A 20,638-nucleotide genomic window follows, 5' to 3' on the forward strand; every position below is an offset into this window, starting at 1 on the left:
AGACTCCCGGGCTTGAAAGGATCAGAAAATCACGGCTTGGCTCACAATTTGTAGGCGGTGCGGAAGCCGCCCCAGTGCCGGCCGCGAACCCGGATCGGCACGTCGATTTCGCGCATCATGATGGTGTTGCCGTTGCCCATGTCGCGCGCGTAGCTCTGGATCAGATAGGGCCGCTGGTTGCGGCCTGCCGCGAGCCCGGCCGGATCGTTGAAGATGCGGCGGTTGCGGCTGTTGGCGGTGTTGAAGGCCGTATCGCCCGGCCGCTGCGGATGCGAATAGATCCGGTTGTGCACCGGCAGATAGCCGTTGCGGTCGATCGCGACGCAGAACGCCATGCGCTGGTCCTTGGCGAGGAAGGCCTCCTGGAACGACGGCAGCACGCGCTCGGCCCAGTCGAGGATCCGGCTGCGGTGCTGCTGCGGATTGGTGCCGGGGATCTCGACATAGTTGGTATCGAACATGTCCTCGAGCGTGATCTCGCCGCGCGCAACGGCGCTCTCGAACATCCGGTTCAGCTCGGTGCCGGCTTCCATGGCGCGGGTGACGAACTCGTTGTTCTCCTCATGCAGCGCCCAGAGCTTGTCCTCGATCTTCTCGCGCAGCTCGGCGCTTGGCGCATCGAACCGCGCCTGGGCGCCGGCCTTGACCTGCTCGGTGACGCGCAGGCGGCACGGACCGACGTCCTCCAGCACGGCGTCGAGACGCTCGTTCACGGGCAGGCGGCTCGCATCCGGGCCGGTGATCAGAAGGCCGTCGTTGGAAATCTCATAGACCGGCGCACCGATCGTGCGTGCGCCCGACTTGATCTCGAGCTTGAGGTGACAGGGCAGACGCTCGCTGCCGCTGCGCACGGGCCGATCGCCCTGCCGCAGCAGCACGGCGCAGCGCGCCTTCAGCTTCTGGGCGTACATGGTCACGGCGCGGCCGGCGTTCGTGACGCGCTCGCCATAGCTCTCGGCCTGCTGGGTGGCGTTGCTGATGTCTGCGGCGCTGTCGACCACCGAGGATATGAACTGCGAGGCCTGGGCCGCATTGTTCGACATCTCGCCGGTGGTCTGGTTCTGCTCGGCGACGGCGCCGTTGACGTTGGTGAAGACGGGGCGGATCGCCTCGATCGCCTGGGAGATGCGGTGGACGGCCTCGGCCGAGCCGGCGGCGTCCTTCTGCAGTGCCTCGATCTTGCGGGTGATCTCCTCGGTCGCGTTCTGGGTCTGGACGGCAAGCGCCTTGACCTCGGTGGCCACCACCGCGAAGCCGCGGCCGGCCTCGCCGGCGCGGGCGGCCTCGATGGTCGAGTTGAGCGCGAGCAAGGTGGTCTGGCGCGCGATCTGGGAGATCAGGTTGACGACGTTGCCGATCGCCGCCGAGGATTCGCGCAGGCGGTCGACGTTGGCCCGGGCTTCCGAGGCGGCGGCGCTGGCCTGGTCGGCGAGCTGGCCGGCGTCCTGGACCTGGGCACGGATACCGTGGGCGGACTGGGTCACCTTCTCTGCGGCGTGGGCGAACGTCGCCGCCGTTCCTTGCGCGGTGCTGCTGCGTCCGCTCAGCGCATCGGCGCGCTGGCGAATGTCCGTCAGCGTCCCCGCCGTCGCCTCGGCGCCGCTGGCGACCGCATCGGCGGCGCGCTCCAGCTGGCGAATCATGCCGCCGAGTTCCAGCTCCAGCAGGTCGAGGATGGCCTTGGCCGAATCGGCATCCGACGACGCCAGCGGCTCCGGCGCGGCCACCGGCTTCGGTTCGGCCACCGGCTCGGGCGCAGAGGCTCGTCTTGCAAAGAAACCAAACGCCATGGGGTAGGCCCCGGTGCGGGTGAAAAGGTGCAGAGGGGCGGCATCGTTGCACTTGACTGTGAAGCCATGGTTAACATTTGGCTTATGGTGCGGGGCAGCCAACTGGCTCTCCGAGGAGGGGGCAGCCACCCTGAAACTACCTCAAATCTTTGATTTTGACGATTCCCGGCCTATAAGGCCGCGCTTCCCCACCTGATCCCCTACGATTGCAAGAGACCTCGCATGGCCGGCCATTCCCAATTCAAGAACATCATGCATCGCAAGGGCCGGCAGGATGCGATGAAGTCCAAGCTGTTCGGCAAGCTGGCGCGCGAAATTACCGTCGCCGCCAAGCTCGGCACGCCCGATCCGGCGATGAACCCGCGGCTGCGCGCCGCCGTGGTCGCCGCCCGGGCCGAGAACATGCCCAAGGACAACATCGAGCGGGCCATCAAGAAGGCGCTCGGCGGCGAGGGCGACAACTATGCCGAGATCCGCTACGAGGGCTACGGCCCGGGCGGCGTCGCCGTCATCGTCGAGGCGCTGACCGACAACCGCAACCGCGCCGCGTCCGACATCCGCTCCTTCTTCACCAAATCAGGCGGCAACCTCGGCGAGACCGGCTCGGTCTCGTTCATGTTCGACCGCGTCGGCATCATCGAATTCGACCGCAGCGTCGCCTCCGACGATGCCGTGCTGGACGCCGCGATCGAGGCCGGCGCCGACGATGTGATCTCGGGCGAGGGCGGCCACGAGGTCTATGCCTCGCCGGACAGTTTCCATGAAGTCGCCAAGAACCTCGAAGCCAAGTTCGGCGAGCCGCGCAAGGCGGCGCTGACCTGGAAGCCGCAGAACACGGTGGCCGTCGACGACGAGACCGGCGAGAAGCTGCTGAAGCTGATGGACCTCCTGAACGAACACGACGACGTCCAGAACGTCTACGCCAATTTCGAAATCTCGGACGCCCTGATGGCGAAGATGAGCGGTTGACGGACGCTCAACCACGTCGTTCGTGCGTTCCGTTTATGTTTCCATCGGTGCGGCGCGAGGCTATCTCTAATCCATGAAAGCCCAGCCGATTCGCGCAGCAATCCGCATCATCGGGATCGATCCCGGCCTCCGCCGCACCGGCTGGGGCGTGATCGAGAGCGAGGGCAACCGGCTGATCTATGTCGGTTGCGGCTCGGTCGAGCCGCCCGATGATCTGCCGCTGGCGAGCCGGCTGCTGGCGATCCATGAGGGGCTATCGGCGGTGCTCGGCCGGTTCGCGCCGATGGAAGCCGCGGTCGAGCAGACCTTCGTCAACAAGGACGGCGTCGCCACCCTGAAGCTCGGCCAGGCCCGCGGCATCGCCATGCTGGCGCCGGCGATGTTCGGAATTTCGGTCGCCGAATACGCCCCCAACCAGGTCAAGAAGACCGTGGTCGGCGCCGGTCATGCCGACAAGGGCCAGATCGCGGTGATGCTGAAGATCCTGCTGCCGAAGGCCGAGCCGCCGTCGGCCGACGCGGCGGACGCGCTCGCCATCGCCATCACCCACGCCCATCACCGCCAGGGCCAGGCGCTGCGCATGAAGGTGGCCGGGCTATGATCGGCAAGCTGAAGGGGCTGATCGATTCCTACGCGGAGGATTTCGTCATCCTCGACGTCGGCGGCGTCGGCTACCAGGTGCACTGCTCGGCGCGGACGCTGCAGGCCTTGCCGTCGCCCGGTGAAGCCGCCACATTGTCGATCGAGACCTATGTGCGCGAGGACCAGATCAAGCTGTTCGGTTTTCGCTCGGATGTCGAACGGGAATGGTTTCGCCTTTTGCAGACGGTGCAGGGCGTCGGCGCCAAGGTCGCCCTCGCGGTCCTAGGCACTCTGCCGCCGGCGGACCTCGCCAATGCGATCGCGCTGCGCGACAAGGCCGCGGTGGCGCGCACGCCGGGCGTCGGCCCCAAGGTCGCCGAGCGCATCGTCACCGAGCTGAAGGACAAGGCGCCGGCGTTCGCCGATGTCGATCCCGGTGTCGTCAGGCTGTCCGGCGCCATCGAAGAATCCCGCGCGCCGCAGCCGATCGCGGACGCGATCTCCGCGCTCATCAATCTCGGCTATGGCCAGCCGCAGGCGGCTGCCGCCATTGCCGCCGCGTCACGCGCGGCCGGCGACAAGGCCGAGACCGCGCAACTCATTCGCCTCGGCCTCAAGGAGCTGGCGAAATAGGCTATCGTCGCCCGGCCGGGCGAGCAGAAGGACATCCGTTTCCCCCATGGTGAGCAAGAAGGACAAGGAGCTGATCGAGGCGGCCGCATCAGCGGTCAAGAGCCGCTATCGCAACGATTGGCAGGAGGTCGGCGCCGCCATGCGCACGCGCGACGGCCGCATCATCACCGGCGTCAACATCGATGCCTATCTCGGCCGCAACGCTGTCTGCGCCGAGGCCATCGCGATCGGCCGCGCCATCACCGAGTTTGGCGACCACGGCATCGAGACCATCGTTGCCGTGCGCCATCCCAAGCCCGGCGAGCCCGGCGAGGTCGCCGTGGTCTCGCCCTGCGGCACCTGCCGCGAGCTGATCCACGACTATGATGCCAAGGCGCGCGTCATCGTGCCGTCGAACGGCAAGGGGCCTGCGGCGGTGACCATCGGCGAATTGCTGCCGAACAAATACAGGCGCGGCAACGAATGAAGCCGCCGGCGCGCATGGTCAGTCCGGAGCGGCGCTCCGACGATGTCGGCGACACCGCGCTGCGTCCGCAGCAGCTGTCGGAGTTCGTCGGGCAGCAGCAGGCGCGCGCCAACCTCTCGATCTTCATCGAGGCGGCGCGCAAGCGCGGCGAGGCGCTCGACCATGTGCTGTTCGTCGGTCCGCCCGGACTTGGCAAGACGACGCTGGCGCAGATCGTGGCGCGTGAGCTCGGCGTCGGCTTCCGCGCCACCTCGGGCCCGGTCATCGCCAAGGCCGGCGATCTCGCCGCGCTGCTGACCAATCTCGAAGAGCGCGACGTGCTGTTCATCGACGAGATCCATCGTCTCAGCCCGGCGGTCGAGGAGGTCCTTTATCCGGCGATGGAGGATTTCCAGCTCGATCTCATCATCGGCGAAGGCCCCGCGGCCCGCTCGGTCAAGATCGACCTGTCGAAGTTCACGCTGGTCGGCGCGACGACGCGCGCAGGCCTGCTGACCAATCCGTTGCGTGACCGGTTCGGCATTCCGATCCGACTGAACTTCTACACGGTGGAGGAGCTCGAAGGCATCGTCACGCGCGGTGCCCGCGTGCTCGGGGTCGGCATGACCGCCGACGGCGCCAACGAGATCGCGCGGCGCGCCCGCGGCACGCCACGGATCGCCGGCCGCCTGCTGCGCCGCGTGCGCGACTTCGCGTCGGCCGCCAACGCCAGTGCGATCGATCGTGCCATCGCCGATCACGCGCTGAGCGCGCTCGAAGTGGATGCCGCCGGGCTGGACGCGATGGACCGGCGCTATCTCTCGACCATCGCGCTGAACTACGGCGGCGGGCCGGTCGGCGTCGAGACCATGGCGGCAGCGCTTTCGGAGCCGCGCGATGCGATCGAGGACATCATCGAGCCGTATCTGATCCAATGCGGCTATCTGCAGCGTACGCCGCGCGGCCGGCTGCTGACGTCGCACGCGTTCAGGCATCTCGGCATGGCCGAGCCCTCGAACCGCGATCCCGGCCAGTTCGGTCTGTTCGGCAGCGAGGACGATGATTAACGAAACTGCTGACAATCTGCACAGACGCACCCGAAATCGGTTGCAATGATCGGGGAGAAGGGAGCCGCTGCGAGGAGTTTATCGATGCTGTCACGCCGTCGCTTTCTGTCATTCTCAGGCGGTCTTGCCGCCACCGGTTTTTCGACCGCGACCTACGGCGTCGGCGTCGAGCCGCTCCGCTTGGGCGTCACCGACTATCACATCCATCCACGCAACTGGCCGGCTGGGCTAAGACTGAAGATCGCGGCCATCGCCGACATCCATGCCTGCGATCCCTGGATGTCGCTCGCTCATATCGACGGGATCGTCCAGCGAACCAACGCGCTGCAGCCGGATCTGATCGTTCTGCTCGGCGACTACGTCGCCGGTCATCGTCATCACATCGGACGCATCGACGCCGATGCCTGGGCGCCGGTGCTCGGCGGCCTGAAGGCGCCGTTGGGCGTGCACGCCATCCTGGGCAATCATGATTATTGGGATGATCGAACCGTGCAGCGCGACGGCCGCGGCGCGCCGTATGCCCAGAAGGCGCTCGAGGCCGCCGGCATTCCCGTCTACGAGAACGACGTCGTGCGTCTCACCAAGAATGGCCATGCCTTCTGGCTTGCCGGCCTCGGCGATCAGTTGGCCTACATGCCAGCGCGGCGCTTCCGGCCGATGCCGCGGATCGGCATCGATGATCTCGCAGCGACGCTGCGCAAGGTGACGGACAGCGCCCCGGTAATTCTGCTGGCGCACGAGCCTGACGTCGCGCTCCGGGTGCCGCCGCGCGTGGCGCTGCAGTTGTCGGGGCATACGCATGGCGGCCAGATCCGCGTGCTCGGCTGGTCGCCGGCCGTTCCCGCGCGCAATGGCGTCAATCTGGCCTATGGCCACATCCGCACCCAATGCGACGTGATCGTCTCCGGCGGCCTCGGCTGCAGCATCATGCCAGTCCGGATCGGCATGCCGCCGGAGATCGTGCTGGTCAACGTCGGCAGGGAACCCGTCGAGGTGACGTCCTAGCCGGCTCGTGCTGGCCTGCTCTTGCGTTGGCCGTTGAACTGGGCGAAACGATCGCCATTTCCGGCTATCGAGGGCTTCCCTTGACCCAACGACATCTCGACGGCGCGATCCGCGACGGCCGCCACCACATGCAGGTGCGGGTCTACTACGAGGACACGGATTTCTCCGGAATCGTCTATCACGCCAACTACCTCCGCTTCATGGAGCGCGGCCGCACCAATCATCTGCGGCTGATGGGCGCCGAGCAGCACGCGCTGTTCGCGGAGGCGGCAAGCGAGGCCCCGGGCTTCGCCTTCGTGGTGCGCTCGATGACGCTCGACTTCCTGCGGCCGGCCCGTATGGACGACGTGCTCGACGTCGTCACCTGGCCCGTGGCGGTGAAGGGCGCGTCGATCACGCTGGCGCAGGAGGTCAGGCGCGGCGAGGAGGTGCTCGTCAAGGCCGACGTGAGAGTTGCGTTCGTCAGCGGCGGCAGGGCGCAGCCCATACCGAAAGCGCTGCGCGACCTGATGAAGGCGGACCTCGCCTAAAGACGTCCTAACGGTGGGCGGGCGGAGGGATGAGGATGCGCCCGCCGGCGATCGCGACCTCGCCGCGGTCCAGTCGGCCGCGCCATTTGCGCAGCGAATGCGACGGCAGCTGTATCGCCGCGGCGTAGGCACGGAAGCCATTCCGCTCCGGTTCAGCGCAAGCCAGCTGGCGAGCACCGCCGCACTACGGTAGAGCGTAGACGGCGACCTGATCGCCGACCTGGTCCTTGAGGATCGTGTTGCCGCCCGCGATGAAGGCGACGTATTCGCGGCCCTTGTACTCATAGACGGCGGGATTGGCGACCGCGGGGGCCTGGACGATGTCGGACCAGAGCTCCTTGCCGTCGGCCAGCGCGTAGGCCCGCACCTTGGCGTCCATCGAGGCTCCGATGAAGATCACGCCTCCGGCCGTAACCGCCGGGCCGCCGATCGTCACCGATCCCATCGACTCCGGCATGTAGAAGCCCCACTTCTGGGAGGCGCCGATGGGACGGCGCCATTTGATGTCACCGGTGGTCATGTCGATGGCGGCGATCTCGCCGAATGGCGGCTTCCAGCAGGGCATGCCGAGCCAGTTCAGCGCGTTGTCGAGTGACATGCCGTATGGCGCACCCTCTTGAGGATAGAAGCCTTGCTCGTTGCCCGAGCCGGCTGCGCGCTGCTCATATTCTTTCCGGGGGTAGAGCTTGATGGATTGCACCACGTGCGAGAAGTTGACGATCGCGGTCTTGCCGCGCGGATCGAAGGCTACGCCGCCCCATTGCACGCCGCCGGCCGAGTCGGGATAGGCGAGCACGCCGCTGTCCTTGTGAGTCGGCGGCGAGTACATGCCGGCGTAATTGAGGCTCTTCCAGAGCCTCGAGCATTGGCCGAGCCCGAGGGCGTCGGCGACCCACCAGATGGGAGGCTTCTTCGACTGGTCGAGCAGCGGCGCCGGCCTGATCGGAAACGGCTGCGTCGGCGCGTAGATTTCGCCCTGGATCGAGCCGTCGCCACCAGGCACCTTGCGCTCCTCGATCGGCCAGACGTCCTTGCCAGTGCGTCGGTCGACGACGAAGAGGAACCCCATCTTGGTTGCCTGCATCAGCGCTGGGATCTGCTTCCCATCGACGGTGATGTCCATCAACGTCGGCGCGGAGTTGATGTCGTAGTCCCAGATGTCATGGTGCACCCACTGGCGAGACCAAACGACCTCGCCGGTTTCGAGGTTGAGGGCCGTTGTCGATGTGGCCAACGGGATCGGCTCGGTGCGGTTGCCGCCCCAGTAGTTCGGGGAGGGGCTGGAGACCGGGAGATAGACCAATCCAAGTCCCTCGTCGACCGACATGCCCGTCCACACATTGGCGGTGCCGGTGCGGGACGCGATCTTCGGCGGCAGCGTAGCGAAGGACCATTGTCGCTTGCCCGTTTGCGGATCGAGCGAGAATACGGTGCCGGGCGGTGCTTCAGCATAGGCCCAGTCCTTGCCGGCCCAGCCCAGGATCACGTGATTGCCCGCGACCGTCGGCGGCTGAAGCAACGAAAGCGGATATTTGTTGTTCACGTCGTTCCACTGATCGACGTTGAGGACGCCGCCGTTCGCGAAATCACGACAGAGCTTGCCAGTATCCGCGTCCATGGCAAAGAGCTGCGCGTCCATGGTGCCGAGATAGACGATCTTCTGGCACGGCTGGCCCGCGACGGGATTCGCTGCCTCCCAATAGGCGACCCCGCGGTTCTTCAGCGCCGGCTGGGTCAAGGCCTTGAGCGTCGATTTGGAGTCGAAGGTCCATTTGACCTTTCCGGTCGCGGGCTCCAGCGCAACAACGCGATAGAACGGCGTGCCGATGTAGAGCGTGTCATTGGCAAAGATCGGCGTGGCGGACCAGACGCTGGTCGGCAGCTTGCCCGACCCATCCGAAACGTCGCCGGTGTGATACTCCCACACCTTTACCAGCGATCGGACATTGTCGGCTGTGATCTGGGTCAGGGGAGAGTACTTCTGGGCATTGAGCTGACCGTGAAACGTATTCCAGACGGCATGGGTCGGGACGAGCGGGATCGGCTTCGGCGTGGGCAAGCTGCCGGACGGCAGCTGAGCGCCTGCGTCGGCAGCTCCCGATTGCTCGTTGCCCGGTGCTGACGATGCGCGACCGGCATTGCTGTGGGGCTGCTCCGAGCCAGTGCTCGAAGGCCCATGCTGCTCTGGGCCTGGAATGCTTCCGGGGGTGGCAGCCGGATGAGCAGTGTCGTTCTGTGCAATCGCCGGCGGCAGCGCGACCATGACCGCCAGCGTGAGCGCCGCAAATGGGGCGCTACGGCAGAATGAACGGATTCTCATGCCACGGCTCTTCTTGGCTGGGGTGGGGCGGCAAGCGTCACAATCAATCCGACGAGTGCGACGACCGTGGCCGCCGCCAGCCACCACGCATGCAGAAAGCAGGCGGCGGTTATTGTGCCGAGCGCGCCGAGCAGCCCGAGGGACCAGAACACCCAGAAGAGCCACCCGCTTCGACCAAACCACAGGACGAAGGCGTCGACGACGAGTGCCAGACTGGATCCGATGACGAGCAACGCGCCCGGGGCGCCAGTGACCCCGGTCAAAGGAGCTAGGTAGTCGTAGAGGCCGAGCAGCGTGCCGGCGGCGGCTGCCACGAGGATGATGATCGGGCCGAGCGGCCTCTGCTCAAATGAGGTCAAGTCAACGCTCCAAGATTCATGGCCGACGAGCGCGGGGCAGCGGCGGTGATTCAACGGACGAGAAAAGAATGTCTCGTCGAAGCAGGGGTTCCACGCGCCGCATCCGTACCCGTTCGGGGCCGAGAAGGGCCCCCATCCGGTTTGCCAACCCAATTCCTCGGCGCATGGCGGACTATCTCTGGCACTGTCGGTATAGCGGGGGGCGTGAGACAATCCGCAGCTCAATACCAAACGGGCCTCGATCGGCCGCGGAGGTCGCTACTTCTTCTCCTTCGAGCCCCGAGTCAGAAGCCACCAGTTCGCCGGGTGGGAAGGAACCCAGGAGCACGGAACTCCGGGCTGCTGACCTTCACGAGCCGTAGACCTCCAGTCGCGTGCCGAGCACGTGTCGGAGGCCGTGGAAATGGCAAGTGTGACGCCGTGCATTCCGACCTGCCAAGACGCGATCGAAATCGTATCGGCCTTGGCGGCCGCGATAAGCCCCTGGCCGAGCGACAGACCTCGCATCGGCGCAATCGTGAAATACCGGAAACGGCGTCCGAACCCGTAAGCGCGCAAAAAGTCGATGATCCAGACGGCGAGCATCTTCTCCGAGAATAGGCTTTTTCAGCCGAAGGCGGCTGCGACGAGGGACGTGGGGGCCAACGTCGCAGCCTTTGGCATGCTCGCAGTGATTGCCGCGCTCCCTCGCGTCGCGCTGAGTCAGATGGGCTTGATCCGAGTTGCCTAGCGATCCCGTCCCGCACCGTCCTCCGCGGAGCAACATGCGGGACGGACTCGCGGCGCCTACGGGCAGAACCAGGCCGGTCCGATCTGCATGCAGCCTGCCGTGATCCCGCTGCGCAAGGCGCATCGGAGAGGCCGCCGGGCGGATCACGCTGCGCTGACCCGCCAGACGGACTGCCGCTCAATCAGACCGTGGCCGGGGAGGAACTCGCGCGTTGAAACCGTCAGTATCGCCCGCCGCTGCGCTCTTGTTGCTTGATCCAATCCGACAAGGTCCGGGGCGACGATCCTTGTCCGGGGCGCGATGGTTTCGCGGTGGCAGGCCTGTTGCTCCGGTTCGTCGTCTCCGTCGGCGCGCGCGGGCGCGTCGCGGCATGGGCGCCAGAGACGCCCCTCGGCGCCGTTGTGAGCTTCTCCGCTTCCTCCTTCTCCAGCCGCAGCTTGCGCAGCCGCTCCATCTTCTCGCGCTCCGGATCGACGGGCGGCGGTGGCAGCTCGCGCTGGCGGGCTTCCTCGGCGGAGATCAGCAGACCCATGATGGCGCTTTCGCCGAGGGCCTTGCAGGCTTCGAGGCGGTGCAGACCTTCGACCAGGACAAAATGGTCCTTGTCGCGGCGGACGAGGATCGGCTCGCGCTGGCCGACCTCCAAAATGCTTTCGGCCAGCGCGTCGATCGCGTCCTGCTTCAGCGCCTTGCGCTTCTTGTCGGGGATGTGGATCTTGTCGATGGGGAAGCTTTCCGGTGCGGACACAGTCGAAACTCCGTCGTGGGCGCGCCGTCCGGCGTCAGGGTCGGAGGGGGCACGATCCCCGGATCCGCACCGCAGGGCGGAGGGAGGCAGACCGGGCACGTGTGGCTACAATAGAGACATTCGCCATCTCGCCGCAAGGAGCGGTGATGGGGCGTGATGGCTCCTGTCAGACCGCAAGGTGGATCATGCCGCTGTGATGGGCGCCCAATCGGCCGCGCTCGAAAATCGCTCACGCGTCAATTCATGCTGCTATGCTGCATCGCTCATACAGGAGGACGCCGCTCATGACGATACGCACACTCGTTGCCGCGCTGGCCGGGATTGCTCTCGCGTTGCCCGCCGCTGCCCTCGCGCAGGAACCGCCGGTCGAGGAGCAACTCGTCAATGCGATGAACAAGGTGTTCGGCGTGCACGCCGGCTTTCGCGCCAATCACGCCAAGGGCGTCGTGGTCGAGGGCAAGTTCAAGCCGTCGACCGAGGCGACGACCTTGAGCAAGGCGTCGCTGTTCAGCGGCGGCGAGATTCCGGTGACGGTGCGGTTCTCGGACTCCACCGGCGTGCCGAACCTGCCGGACGGATCCGGCGACGCCAATCCGCACGGCATGGCGGTGAAGTTTCATCTCGCCGACGGCAGCGACATGGACCTCGTGATCAACTCGCTGAAATTCTTCCCCGTCTCGACCGGTGCGGAGCTGCGCGATCTGTTCCTGGCGATCGCGGACTCTGGACCGAACGCGGCCAAGCCGACCAGGCTCGAGCAGTTCGTCGCCAGCCATCCCTCGGTGCCGGCGGCGCTCGGCACCATCGCGACGCCGGACAGTCTTGCCGACGAGGCCTATTTCGGCGTCAACGCCTTCGTCCTCGTCAACAGGGCCGGCGAGAAGCAGGCGGTGCGCTGGCAGATGCTGCCGGAGAAGGTCGTGCATATCGACCAGGAGGACGCGGCGAAACGCGCGCCGGACTTCCTGATGGCCGAGCTGCCGGCGCGGCTGAAGCAGGGGCCGGTGACGTTCCGCTTCAAGGCGCAGCTCGCCGCGGCCGGCGACGACACCAAGGATCCGGCAAAGCCGTGGCCTGACGATCGCAAGCTGGTCGAGCTCGGCGTGCTGACGATCGACAAGGCGGTCGAAGACAGTGACGCCGCGCAGAAGAAGCTGCTGTTCCTGCCGGGCCAGCTCACCGACGGCATCGAGGCCTCCGACGATCCGATGATCGACATCCGCAACGGCGCCTATGCCATCTCGTTCTCCCGGCGCAATCCGTGATGATGGTGGCATGACACGCCATGTGCCGTGCGCACCGCGCGGTGCGGCGGATCACGCTGCGCTGATCCGCCTGACGGGCCTCAGTCTGTCGTCATGGCCGAGGCGAGCCCCGCCATGATGCTGCGCGCCGCAGGCGGCGCTTGTGCTGATGACCGGACGATTTGGCGGCGAGCTCAAATCCGTATTTCCGGACGCGATCGGCCGTGACCTAGCTTCGTTCCATCCTCATCGCAATCCAGAACGAGCGGAAATGGGTGCATCTCTTCGGAGTGCAGGATCGGATCGACACCCTCTGCGGGGCCTTCGAGCCCGGCGAGTGAGCACGACACAACCGGCCGCAATTATGGATGCTTCGCGGCACGCGCCCCCGATGAGTTGCCGCAACGTTGACGAAGCCACGCCTCATTCGGTGCGATTGCGGCGGCGTCCGCCGCTTTCTCTCCCGATCGATGACGTCGCACAGGCTGCGCGATAACGGCGAAACCAAGAGCAGGGGTTGTCGACACGCATGGACCGCCGAGCGTCGGCGCGTCGAAGACGATGGCGACCGTGCAGCCGATGTGCCGCCCCGCTCGATGTGATGCAATCGAGGCGTGTAGTAGATGTGAAGGACGACGATCGCGAGGTGCGCGCGATCAGGAAGCATGCCGTCGAGCGCGGGGCCGCGCGCTGCGCCTCCAGTGAGTTCGGTGCGCACGTTCGTCTACGAATGAACTCATGAGCCGCGACGGCATCGCGCATCGCGCCGTTTGTCGCAATCGTGTCGCGCGCTGCTTCTTTTCGCCAGAATCCTGCATCTTGCGTGCAACAGTCAAAGCCGAATCTCGATCGCGTCGGGGGCCCGATCTGCATTCCTTCCGAATGACATTTTTCAATTCAGTTCGCGACACAATCTCACCCTCCTGATGCGGCCGCCGTTTGTTGCGGCACGTGTTCAGGAGTTGTGAGTTCGATGCGTCGCGTATTTGGCGTATGCCTTTGCCTATCTACTTTCGCAGGAAGTACGACATCGGTCTGGGCGACTGATCTCGCCCTGCCTCCCCCGCTCCCGCCGCCTGACGTCTTCGCCTACAGGTGGAGTGGCTGCCATGCCGGCGCGAATGCCGGGATGGCCTGGTCGCGCCAGCAGCAGACGTGGAGCCAGGTCGCCAATGCCGCCGCCGCGCCCGTTCAGCCCGTGCAGCAGCCGGTCGGCAACGCGAACAACCCGCCTGTGGTCAAACCGCCTGTGGTTGCAAACCCTGCGCCGAACCCGCCGCCGCCGAACAACCCCGGCGGGAATAACGGCGGATGGAAGCCGCCGCATAAGCCGCCGCAAAAGCCCCCGATCTGTGAGCGCGGCGACAAGGGCTGGTGGCAGCCCGGCAAGCCGTACGGCGACAAGGATCACGACTGGCCAAAGGTTGGATCGAAAGGCGGCGACAACAAGTCGTCCTGGCCGTCGGCGCCATCCAAGAACAAGGACAACAACTACAACGACGTCAAATATGGTGGCGGCTGGTTCGACAAGCATCACGACGACGACCATGACAAGTCGAGCGGCTGGTCGCAGCTGCATTCAAACGGCTACTCCGACAGATCGGCTTGGCTGCACCGTGATCGGCAGGACGATCACGACAAGCCGGCTTCCGGATGGGGTGGGAAGAAGGACGACGGATACGACAAGCCACTCGGTTTCGGCTGGTCGAAGCAGCCGCTGAAGAGCGAGCGTGACAGCTACGCCTGGCTGAAGCCGGATCAACGCGACGACGACAAGCATGGCGGCTATGGCTGGGGCGGCAAGCCGCGCGACAATGATGACGGCAAGGGCGGCTATGGCGACAAGCAGCCCGACAAGGATCATTGGCAGCAGCAGGGCGGCAACTACCATCATGGCGGATGGCCGTATCATCCGGACAAGCCCTGGCCGCCGAAGAATCCGCCGCCGAACAATGGCGGCGGCCAGCCGAACCCGCCGCCGCAGGGCAACAATGGCAACCCGCCGCCGCAGAACCAGCCGCCGGTGGCAGGCGGCGGCAACGTGGCGCCGCTGCCCGTCGCTGCCGTGCAGATTCCGACCGCCATCTCGAGCAATGGCAGCGACGTCATCGGCGGCCTGCAGCTCGGCTGCGATTATCAGATGGACCGCTTCGTCGTCGGCATCCAGGCCATGGCCGATATCGGCATCATCAACGCGTCGAGCCCGCTCGGGCCGGCGCTGACGATGAACACGCGGACGAGCAACCTCTACACCGCCACGGTGCGTGCCGGCTATCTCGTGACACCTGAGATCCTGGCCTACGTGCGCGGTGGTGCGGCGTGGACACGGACCAACGTTTCGGTCGTCAACACCGCCACCGGGCAGTCGGCGAGCGTGGCGTTCAACCGCAGCGGATGGACGGTCGGCGCCGGCGTCGAGTGGATGTTCGCCCGCAACTGGTCGGCCTTCGCCGAATATGATTACGCCGATTTCGGCACCGTGACCGGCACGCTGCCGGGCGCAGCCGCGATCACCGGAGGGCCGAACGTCGTCAGCCAGAAGACCCAGCTCCACACGGCGATGGTCGGTGTCAACTACCGCTTCGAGATGCTGTCGCGCGGCGGCCGCTGAGATCAGCAGCAGACGCATTGCATCCCACACGACAAAGGCCGCCTGGCTCATCCAGGCGGCCTTTTCGGTTTTGGTCGGCCGGCGCTCAGCTCGCGCGGACCGAGCTCAGGAACTTGCCGACCTCGTCCCTCAGGCGGCCACTGTCACGCGACAGCAGCTTCGCGGCCGACAGCACCTCGGAGGACGCGGTCCCGGTGCTGCTTGCGCCGCGCTGCACATCGGTGATGTTCGAGGAGACCTGCTGCGTGCCCTGGGCCGCCTGCTGGACGTTGCGTGAGATCTCCTGCGTCGCCGCGCCCTGTTGCTCGACTGCGGCGGCGATGGTGGCCGAGATCTCCGACAGGCGTTCGATGGTCTCGCTGATCTCGCGGATCGCGCCGACGGACTCCTGGGTGGCGGTCTGGATGCCCGCGATCTGCTGGCCGATGTCGCCGGTCGCCTTCGCGGTCTGCTCGGCAAGCGCCTTGACCTCGGTGGCGACCACGGCAAAGCCGCGTCCGGCGTCGCCCGCCCGTGCCGCCTCGATGGTGGCGTTGAGGGCGAGCAGGTTGGTCTGGCCGGCGATGCTGTTGATGAGCTCGACGACGTCGCCGATCCGCGCGGCCGCCTTCGACAGCTCGCCGACCCGCCCCGTGGTGGAGCGTGCCTGCGTGACGGCCTCGTTGGCCATGCGCGCGGACTGCTGCACCTGGCGGCTGATCTCGGTCACCGAGGAGGCCATCTCCTCGGTCGCGGACGCCACCGACTGCACGTTGGTGGACGCCTGCTCCGATGCCACGGCGACCGTCGTAGCCAGCGTCTGCGCCCGCTCCGCGGTGGCGCTCAACGAGCCGGCCGACGTCTCCAGCGTGCTCGAGGCAGCCGACACGGTTTCGACGATGCTGCCGACGGACGCCTCGAACTGATCCGCCATCTGGCTCATCTCGTGGCGACGCTGGGCGTCGGCGGCGGCCTGGTCCTCGGCGCGCTGCGCGATGCTCTGCTTCAGGTCGCCCTGCATGGCTTTCAGGGAGGTGGCGAGGGCTCCGACCTCGTCGGCCTGCTCGATGGTGAGGGTCTGGTTGAAGTCGCCTTTGGCGATGCCATTGGCAAACGCGGCGCAATCCTGGATCGGACGGGCAATGCCCCGTGCCGCCACCCAGATGAGGAAGATCGCAAGCGCCGTGATCACCGTTCCGACCCCGAGCTGCCACAGCGTGTTGTTGGTCGAGCGGCCGCTGAGCGAGGCGTCGAGCTGCCGTGCGGAGGCGAGAACGACGTCGCGCGGGACGGAGATCACGACCGACCAGGGCGTGTCGGTGAGACCGAATGTGATCGGGGCGTAGATGTCGACGTTGGGATTGTTGGGCTCGTCGAGAACGGTGCCCTTGCCGGTTCGAACGATGGCGGCGCTGTCGGCCCAGCGCGAGTCGGCCTCGGCGGCGGATTTGCCGATGACGTTCTGGTCGGCGCTGTCGGCGACGACGAGGCCGGTGTCGTTGAGGATCACGACCTTGCCCTTGCCGTCGAACAGCGAGGTGTTGATCTTGACCGCCAGCTTCTGCACGAAGTCGAGATTGTAGTCGGCGCCGGCGAGACCGCGGAATTTGCCGTCAATCATGACGGGAACGGACATCGTGGCCAGGAACACCGGCTTGCCCTGGACGATGTAGGGCAGCGGTCCGAGGATGTTCTCCCTCCCGGTGGTGCTCGGGTTGATGTACCAGGCGCCCTTCACGAGGCCATTCTGATGGCGCTCGCTGCTGTCGTATTCGACCAGCGGCTGCACGGCGATTGCGCCGCCGGCGCTTCGCGTCCAATAGGGGAGGAAGCGGCCGGTGTGGTCGGAGCCCATTTCCTTGTTGGCCTTGAAGGCCGCATCGTTGCCGTCCAGCCCGTCGGGCTCCCAGGCCGAATAGGTGCCGTTGAAGGCGGGATTGAGCTCCAGCACATGCCGCAGCACGGCGTTGAGCTGCGCGCGGCGGGCGCTCGTGGCGGTCCCGTTCTTGGCGTCCGCCAACACCGCAAAGGACTGCGCCAGGGTGCGCGCGGCGTCGAACCCGACCTCCAGCTCGGCCTTGATGACGTTGGCCTCGGTGGAGGCCCGGTTCATCAGGCTTTCCTTGGTCTGGCGATCGACGAGCTGCATCACCTCGTGGTTGACGTACTGGTTCATGCTCTGCGTCGAGAACAGACCGTAGCCGATCAGGATGACGCAGGTGAGCGCCAGGCAGAAGCCGGCGATCAAGGCGATCTTGGTCTGGATGGAGCGTATTGCCGCAAAGGATAGGCGCATGTTTCCCTCTCATGGTTGCCTCGCGACACCGGGCAATGACGTTCGTCGGTGCGAAGCGCGTGCGGGAACCATCCGGACTGAGGATTAATGCGCTTTAAGGCACCGGCTCCATTTCAGGGCGCACGGACCAGTTCGGGCGAGGGAGTGTCGCAGTGTTGCGACACCCCCGTAGTCGTCCGGGGAAAGTGAGGCATCGGTCGCGGCCCCGGCGGCGAGCGAAGGATTGCAGCCTGGTCGGCGTTCCTTGACGCCGGTCAAACCGCGGTGCTGTAGTTGCGCTAGTCTAGCAATAAGCCGCGCTAACGCGGGCAGAGCCGGGAGGAGGGACATGGGGCGTTCGCCCGGGAATGCCCATTCGGATCGCGTCCTGGAGGCCTTGGCCAAGGGGGATGCGAAGGCTGACGCAGACAGCAGAGCCGACAGAGGCGCGCCGGCGGTCTCGGCGCTCGCGGCATCATGGCGCCGCTCCGGCCATCTCCATGCGCTCGATCCCGCCACGCCGAAGCTGCCGGCTCGCCTGACTGCCGCCGAAATCGCGGACGCGCGCGCGCGGCTCGGGCGGCTGCTCGCGATCGCGCAGGCGAGCCTCGACCGGCTGTTCCTGGCGGTTGGGGGCGTCGGCTGCTCGGTGCTGCTCGCCGATGCCGACGGCACCGTGCTCGAGCGCCGCGGCGCCCGCGGGGACGACGCCACCTTCGAATCCTGGGGCCTGTGGACCGGCGCGGTGTGGAGCGAGCGGCACGAGGGCACCAACGCCATCGGCACCTGCCTGGTCGAGAAGCGGCCGCTGACCATCGACCGAGATCAGCACTACCTGTCGCGCAACGCGCGCCTGTTCTGCACCACGGCGCCGATCTTCGACGAGCACGGTCAGCTCAAGGCCGCGCTCGACGTCTCCTCCTGTCGTGCCGATCTGACCGAAGGCTTCAGCCGGCTGATCGCGACCACCGTCGCGGATGCCGCGCGCCTGATCGAGGCGGAGAATTTCCGCCAGGCCTTTCCGCACGCCCGCATCGTGCTCACGCCGGACAGCGAGCGCGAGATCAACTCGCTGCTGGCAGTCGATCGCAACGACCTCGTCATCGGTGCCACACGGGCGGCGCGCCGTGCGCTCAACCTTTCTTCGTCCGCGCTGGCGCGCCCGGTGCCAGCCGGCGACCTGATCAAGGACGCAACCACCGAGGGCGACGACATCGACGCCGCCGAGCGTGCTGTTCTGAAGCGCGCGCTGGCGCGCGCCGGCGGCAACGTCTCGAAGGCGGCGAAGGAGCTCGACATGTCGCGCGCCACCCTGCACCGGAAGATGAAGCGGCTCGGGCTCGAGCGGTGAACGCGCCGCGGCTGTCGAATCGCAGCCAAGATGTCGCAGAACTGCGACACTTCCTCGGACGCGCTCGCTCCGGCCTCTGGTCTGTTGCGTCGGTTTGATCGAGCCTGTCTCCAACGCCGTGTGCATCGGCGTGAATGGGAGAGACAGATGACCAAGGTTGACGTCAATGCGGCGTTCAAGCCGCCGTTCGCTGCGCGTTACGACAATTTCATCGGCGGCGCCTGGAAGGCCCCCAACGCCGGCAAATATTTCGACAACATCTCGCCGATCACCGGCCAGCCGGTGTGCCAGATCGCGCGCTCCGATGCCTCTGACATCGAGGCCGCGCTCGACGCCGCGCATGCCGCCAAGGACGGCTGGGCCCGCGCCAGCGTCACCGAGCGCGCGATGGTCCTCAACCGGATCGCCGACCGCATGGAGGCCAATCTCGACAAGCTCGCGCTCGCCGAGACCTGGGACAATGGCAAGCCGATCCGCGAGACGACCGCCGCCGATATCCCGCTCGCCATCGATCACTTCCGCTATTTCGCCGGCGTGATCCGCGCGCAGGAAGGCTCGATCGCCGAGATCGACCACGATACCATCGCCTATCACTTCCACGAGCCGCTCGGCGTCGTCGGCCAGATCATTCCGTGGAATTTCCCGATCCTGATGGCGGCCTGGAAGCTCGCGCCCGCGCTCGCCGCCGGCAACTGCGTCGTGCTCAAGCCGGCCGAGCAGACACCGGCCTCGATCCTCGTGCTGATGGAGATCGTCGGCGACCTGCTGCCGCCGGGCGTGCTCAACGTCGTCAACGGGTTCGGCCTCGAAGCAGGCAAGCCGCTGGCATCGTCGAACCGCATCGCCAAGATCGCCTTCACCGGCGAGACCTCGACGGGGCGGCTGATCATGCAATATGCGTCCCAGAACCTGATCCCGGTCACGCTCGAACTCGGCGGCAAGTCGCCCAACATCTTCTTCAAGGACGTCTGCGCCGAGGACGACGACTTCCTCGACAAGGCGATCGAGGGCTTCGTGATGTTCGCGCTCAACCAGGGCGAGGTCTGCACCTGCCCGAGCCGTGCGCTGATCCACGAGTCGATCTACGAGCGCTTCATGGAGCGCGCGCTGAAGCGCGTCGGCGCGATCGTGCAGGGCAGCCCGCTCGATCCCGCCACCATGATCGGCGCGCAGGCCTCCTCGGAGCAGCTCACCAAGATCCTGTCCTACATCGACATCGGCAAGAACGAGGGTGCGCAGCTCCTGATCGGTGGCGAGCGCAACATGCTCGGCGGCGATCTCGCCGGCGGCTATTACGTCAAGCCGACGGTGTTCAAGGGACACAACAAGATGCGCGTGTTCCAGGAGGAGATCTTCGGGCCGGTCGTCTCGGTCACGACCTTCAAGACCGAGGACGAGGCGCTGGCGATCGCCAACGACACGCTCTACGGCCTTGGCGCCGGCGTGTGGAGCCGCGACGCCAACACCTGCTACCGCTTCGGCCGCAACATCCAGGCGGGGCGCGTCTGGACCAACTGCTATCACGCCTATCCGGCGCATGCGGCGTTCGGCGGTTACAAGCAGTCCGGCGTCGGACGCGAGACCCACAAGGTGATGCTCGACCACTACCAGCAGACCAAGAACATGCTGGTCAGCTACAGCCCGAAGAAGCTCGGCTTCTTCTGAGGCAGGGGGCGCCGGGCCGGTCGGGCATGAGCGCCCCGACCGGTCCGTGCGCGTCTCACGAGGTTGCGTGGCGTCACGTACGCACCTCCTGGTCCTTGTGCCACATCTTCCGACAAGGCGACGGCCGATGCGATCCTCCGGCCAGCGGTCCAGACCCAACGCCGACCATCGAGCCGGCGCGTCCCGTCCCTGCCGCGGGCGGTCTCTGTAGTTTGGCGGACCTCCCGGTTAACGCGATGTTTGACAGTTAACGTCAGATTGAGGCCGGTGAGGCGGACAGCCTTTTTCCTGAGCCGACGAAAGCCGGTCGATGGGGGTCTCGGTGACACCCGGCC

At 66.3% G+C, this 20,638-nt stretch carries 17 protein-coding genes; 11 read left to right on the forward strand and 6 right to left on the reverse strand.

Annotated elements, in window-relative coordinates:
• Positions 1-41 precede the first annotated feature (41 nt).
• Positions 42-1,790 (reverse strand): methyl-accepting chemotaxis protein, encoded by a 1,749-nt coding sequence (locus ACQR1E_RS23955; protein ID WP_315713922.1) that lies wholly within the window; start codon positions 1,788-1,790, stop codon positions 42-44.
• Positions 1,791-2,012: 222 nt separating this feature from the next.
• Between ACQR1E_RS23955 and ACQR1E_RS23960 the strand changes: the two genes are divergently transcribed.
• The 7 genes from ACQR1E_RS23960 to ybgC all read left to right on the forward strand — a co-directional run bounded on the left by ACQR1E_RS23960 (position 2,013) and on the right by ybgC (position 7,021).
• The gene (locus tag ACQR1E_RS23960) at positions 2,013-2,759 is read left to right on the forward strand and encodes a YebC/PmpR family DNA-binding transcriptional regulator (RefSeq protein ID WP_315713923.1); all 747 of its coding nucleotides are present in this window, start codon (positions 2,013-2,015) and stop codon (positions 2,757-2,759) included.
• A gap of 73 nt (positions 2,760-2,832) precedes the next feature.
• On the forward strand, positions 2,833-3,360 hold the full coding sequence (gene ruvC / locus ACQR1E_RS23965; RefSeq protein ID WP_315713924.1) for a crossover junction endodeoxyribonuclease RuvC: 528 nt from the start codon (positions 2,833-2,835) through the stop codon (positions 3,358-3,360).
• Entirely contained in the window at positions 3,357-3,974 is a 618-nt protein-coding gene (ruvA, locus tag ACQR1E_RS23970; RefSeq protein ID WP_008961684.1) for a Holliday junction branch migration protein RuvA, read from the forward strand. Before ruvC ends, ruvA begins: the two co-directional genes overlap by 4 nt.
• 46 nt (positions 3,975-4,020) lie before the next feature.
• Positions 4,021-4,440: a cytidine deaminase gene (locus ACQR1E_RS23975; protein ID WP_315713925.1), complete on the forward strand. Its 420-nt coding sequence runs from the start codon at positions 4,021-4,023 to the stop codon at positions 4,438-4,440.
• On the forward strand, positions 4,437-5,486 hold the full coding sequence (gene ruvB / locus ACQR1E_RS23980; protein WP_316165764.1) for a Holliday junction branch migration DNA helicase RuvB: 1,050 nt from the start codon (positions 4,437-4,439) through the stop codon (positions 5,484-5,486). The genes ACQR1E_RS23975 and ruvB overlap by 4 nt, the downstream gene beginning before the upstream one ends.
• Before the next feature lie 84 nt (positions 5,487-5,570).
• A complete protein-coding gene (locus ACQR1E_RS23985; protein ID WP_315713927.1) occupies positions 5,571-6,491 on the forward strand; it encodes a metallophosphoesterase in 921 nt (306 codons plus the stop codon).
• An 80-nt stretch (positions 6,492-6,571) separates the two neighbouring features.
• Positions 6,572-7,021 carry a tol-pal system-associated acyl-CoA thioesterase gene (ybgC, locus tag ACQR1E_RS23990; protein ID WP_316165763.1) on the forward strand — a complete coding sequence of 150 codons (450 nt, stop codon included), beginning with the start codon at positions 6,572-6,574 and terminating at the stop codon, positions 7,019-7,021.
• A 184-nt stretch (positions 7,022-7,205) separates the two neighbouring features.
• Here the strand turns inward: ybgC and ACQR1E_RS23995 are convergent, their stop codons facing one another.
• From ACQR1E_RS23995 to ACQR1E_RS24010, 4 genes are all read right to left on the reverse strand, one after another.
• Positions 7,206-9,080, reverse strand: a complete 1,875-nt coding sequence (locus ACQR1E_RS23995) for a pyrroloquinoline quinone-dependent dehydrogenase (RefSeq protein WP_315713929.1) — start codon at positions 9,078-9,080, stop codon at positions 7,206-7,208.
• A gap of 257 nt (positions 9,081-9,337) precedes the next feature.
• Positions 9,338-9,700, reverse strand: coding sequence for a hypothetical protein (locus tag ACQR1E_RS24000; RefSeq protein ID WP_315752625.1), 363 nt, complete (start codon positions 9,698-9,700; stop codon positions 9,338-9,340).
• Positions 9,701-9,958: 258 nt separating this feature from the next.
• Positions 9,959-10,285, reverse strand: a complete 327-nt coding sequence (locus ACQR1E_RS24005; RefSeq protein WP_315752626.1) for a DUF4396 domain-containing protein — start codon at positions 10,283-10,285, stop codon at positions 9,959-9,961.
• 365 nt (positions 10,286-10,650) lie between these two features.
• A complete protein-coding gene (locus ACQR1E_RS24010; RefSeq protein ID WP_315752627.1) occupies positions 10,651-11,178 on the reverse strand; it encodes a ParB N-terminal domain-containing protein in 528 nt (175 codons plus the stop codon).
• A gap of 284 nt (positions 11,179-11,462) precedes the next feature.
• Between ACQR1E_RS24010 and ACQR1E_RS24015 the strand changes: the two genes are divergently transcribed.
• On the forward strand, positions 11,463-12,443 hold the full coding sequence (locus tag ACQR1E_RS24015) for a catalase family peroxidase (protein ID WP_316193533.1): 981 nt from the start codon (positions 11,463-11,465) through the stop codon (positions 12,441-12,443).
• A gap of 1,108 nt (positions 12,444-13,551) precedes the next feature.
• Positions 13,552-15,033 carry an outer membrane protein gene (locus ACQR1E_RS24020; protein ID WP_315713935.1) on the forward strand — a complete coding sequence of 494 codons (1,482 nt, stop codon included), beginning with the start codon at positions 13,552-13,554 and terminating at the stop codon, positions 15,031-15,033.
• A gap of 85 nt (positions 15,034-15,118) precedes the next feature.
• On the opposite strand, the gene ACQR1E_RS24025 is transcribed toward ACQR1E_RS24020, so the two are convergent.
• On the reverse strand, positions 15,119-17,308 hold the full coding sequence (locus ACQR1E_RS24025; RefSeq protein WP_434842680.1) for a methyl-accepting chemotaxis protein: 2,190 nt from the start codon (positions 17,306-17,308) through the stop codon (positions 15,119-15,121).
• Between the two features lie 328 nt (positions 17,309-17,636).
• Between ACQR1E_RS24025 and ACQR1E_RS24030 the strand changes: the two genes are divergently transcribed.
• Together ACQR1E_RS24030 and adh are read left to right on the forward strand one after the other, a co-directional pair.
• Positions 17,637-18,638 (forward strand): helix-turn-helix domain-containing protein, encoded by a 1,002-nt coding sequence (locus ACQR1E_RS24030; protein ID WP_315713937.1) that lies wholly within the window; start codon positions 17,637-17,639, stop codon positions 18,636-18,638.
• A gap of 147 nt (positions 18,639-18,785) precedes the next feature.
• Entirely contained in the window at positions 18,786-20,303 is a 1,518-nt protein-coding gene (adh, locus tag ACQR1E_RS24035; protein WP_315713938.1) for an aldehyde dehydrogenase, read from the forward strand.
• Positions 20,304-20,638: the final 335 nt, after the last annotated feature.

The organism is Bradyrhizobium sp. HKCCYLRH1030 (assembly GCF_051168395.1).
In the GTDB taxonomy this organism is placed as follows: domain Bacteria; phylum Pseudomonadota; class Alphaproteobacteria; order Rhizobiales; family Xanthobacteraceae; genus Bradyrhizobium.

Excerpts from the sequence above, each read along its gene's own strand:
- ACQR1E_RS23955 (WP_315713922.1), bottom strand. The coding sequence starts at position 1,790 with ATGGCGTTTGGTTTCTTTGCAAGACGAGCCTCTGCGCCCGAGCCGGTG.
- ACQR1E_RS23960 (WP_315713923.1), top strand. The coding sequence starts at position 2,013 with ATGGCCGGCCATTCCCAATTCAAGAACATCATGCATCGCAAGGGCCGG.
- ruvC (WP_315713924.1), top strand. The coding sequence starts at position 2,833 with ATGAAAGCCCAGCCGATTCGCGCAGCAATCCGCATCATCGGGATCGAT.
- ruvA (WP_008961684.1), top strand. The coding sequence starts at position 3,357 with ATGATCGGCAAGCTGAAGGGGCTGATCGATTCCTACGCGGAGGATTTC.
- ACQR1E_RS23975 (WP_315713925.1), top strand. The coding sequence starts at position 4,021 with ATGGTGAGCAAGAAGGACAAGGAGCTGATCGAGGCGGCCGCATCAGCG.
- ruvB (WP_316165764.1), top strand. The coding sequence starts at position 4,437 with ATGAAGCCGCCGGCGCGCATGGTCAGTCCGGAGCGGCGCTCCGACGAT.
- ACQR1E_RS23985 (WP_315713927.1), top strand. The coding sequence starts at position 5,571 with ATGCTGTCACGCCGTCGCTTTCTGTCATTCTCAGGCGGTCTTGCCGCC.
- ACQR1E_RS24005 (WP_315752626.1), bottom strand. The coding sequence starts at position 10,285 with ATGCTCGCCGTCTGGATCATCGACTTTTTGCGCGCTTACGGGTTCGGA.
- ACQR1E_RS24015 (WP_316193533.1), top strand. The coding sequence starts at position 11,463 with ATGACGATACGCACACTCGTTGCCGCGCTGGCCGGGATTGCTCTCGCG.
- ACQR1E_RS24020 (WP_315713935.1), top strand. The coding sequence starts at position 13,552 with ATGGCCTGGTCGCGCCAGCAGCAGACGTGGAGCCAGGTCGCCAATGCC.
- ACQR1E_RS24025 (WP_434842680.1), bottom strand. The coding sequence starts at position 17,308 with ATGCGCCTATCCTTTGCGGCAATACGCTCCATCCAGACCAAGATCGCC.
- ACQR1E_RS24030 (WP_315713937.1), top strand. The coding sequence starts at position 17,637 with ATGGGGCGTTCGCCCGGGAATGCCCATTCGGATCGCGTCCTGGAGGCC.
- adh (WP_315713938.1), top strand. The coding sequence starts at position 18,786 with ATGACCAAGGTTGACGTCAATGCGGCGTTCAAGCCGCCGTTCGCTGCG.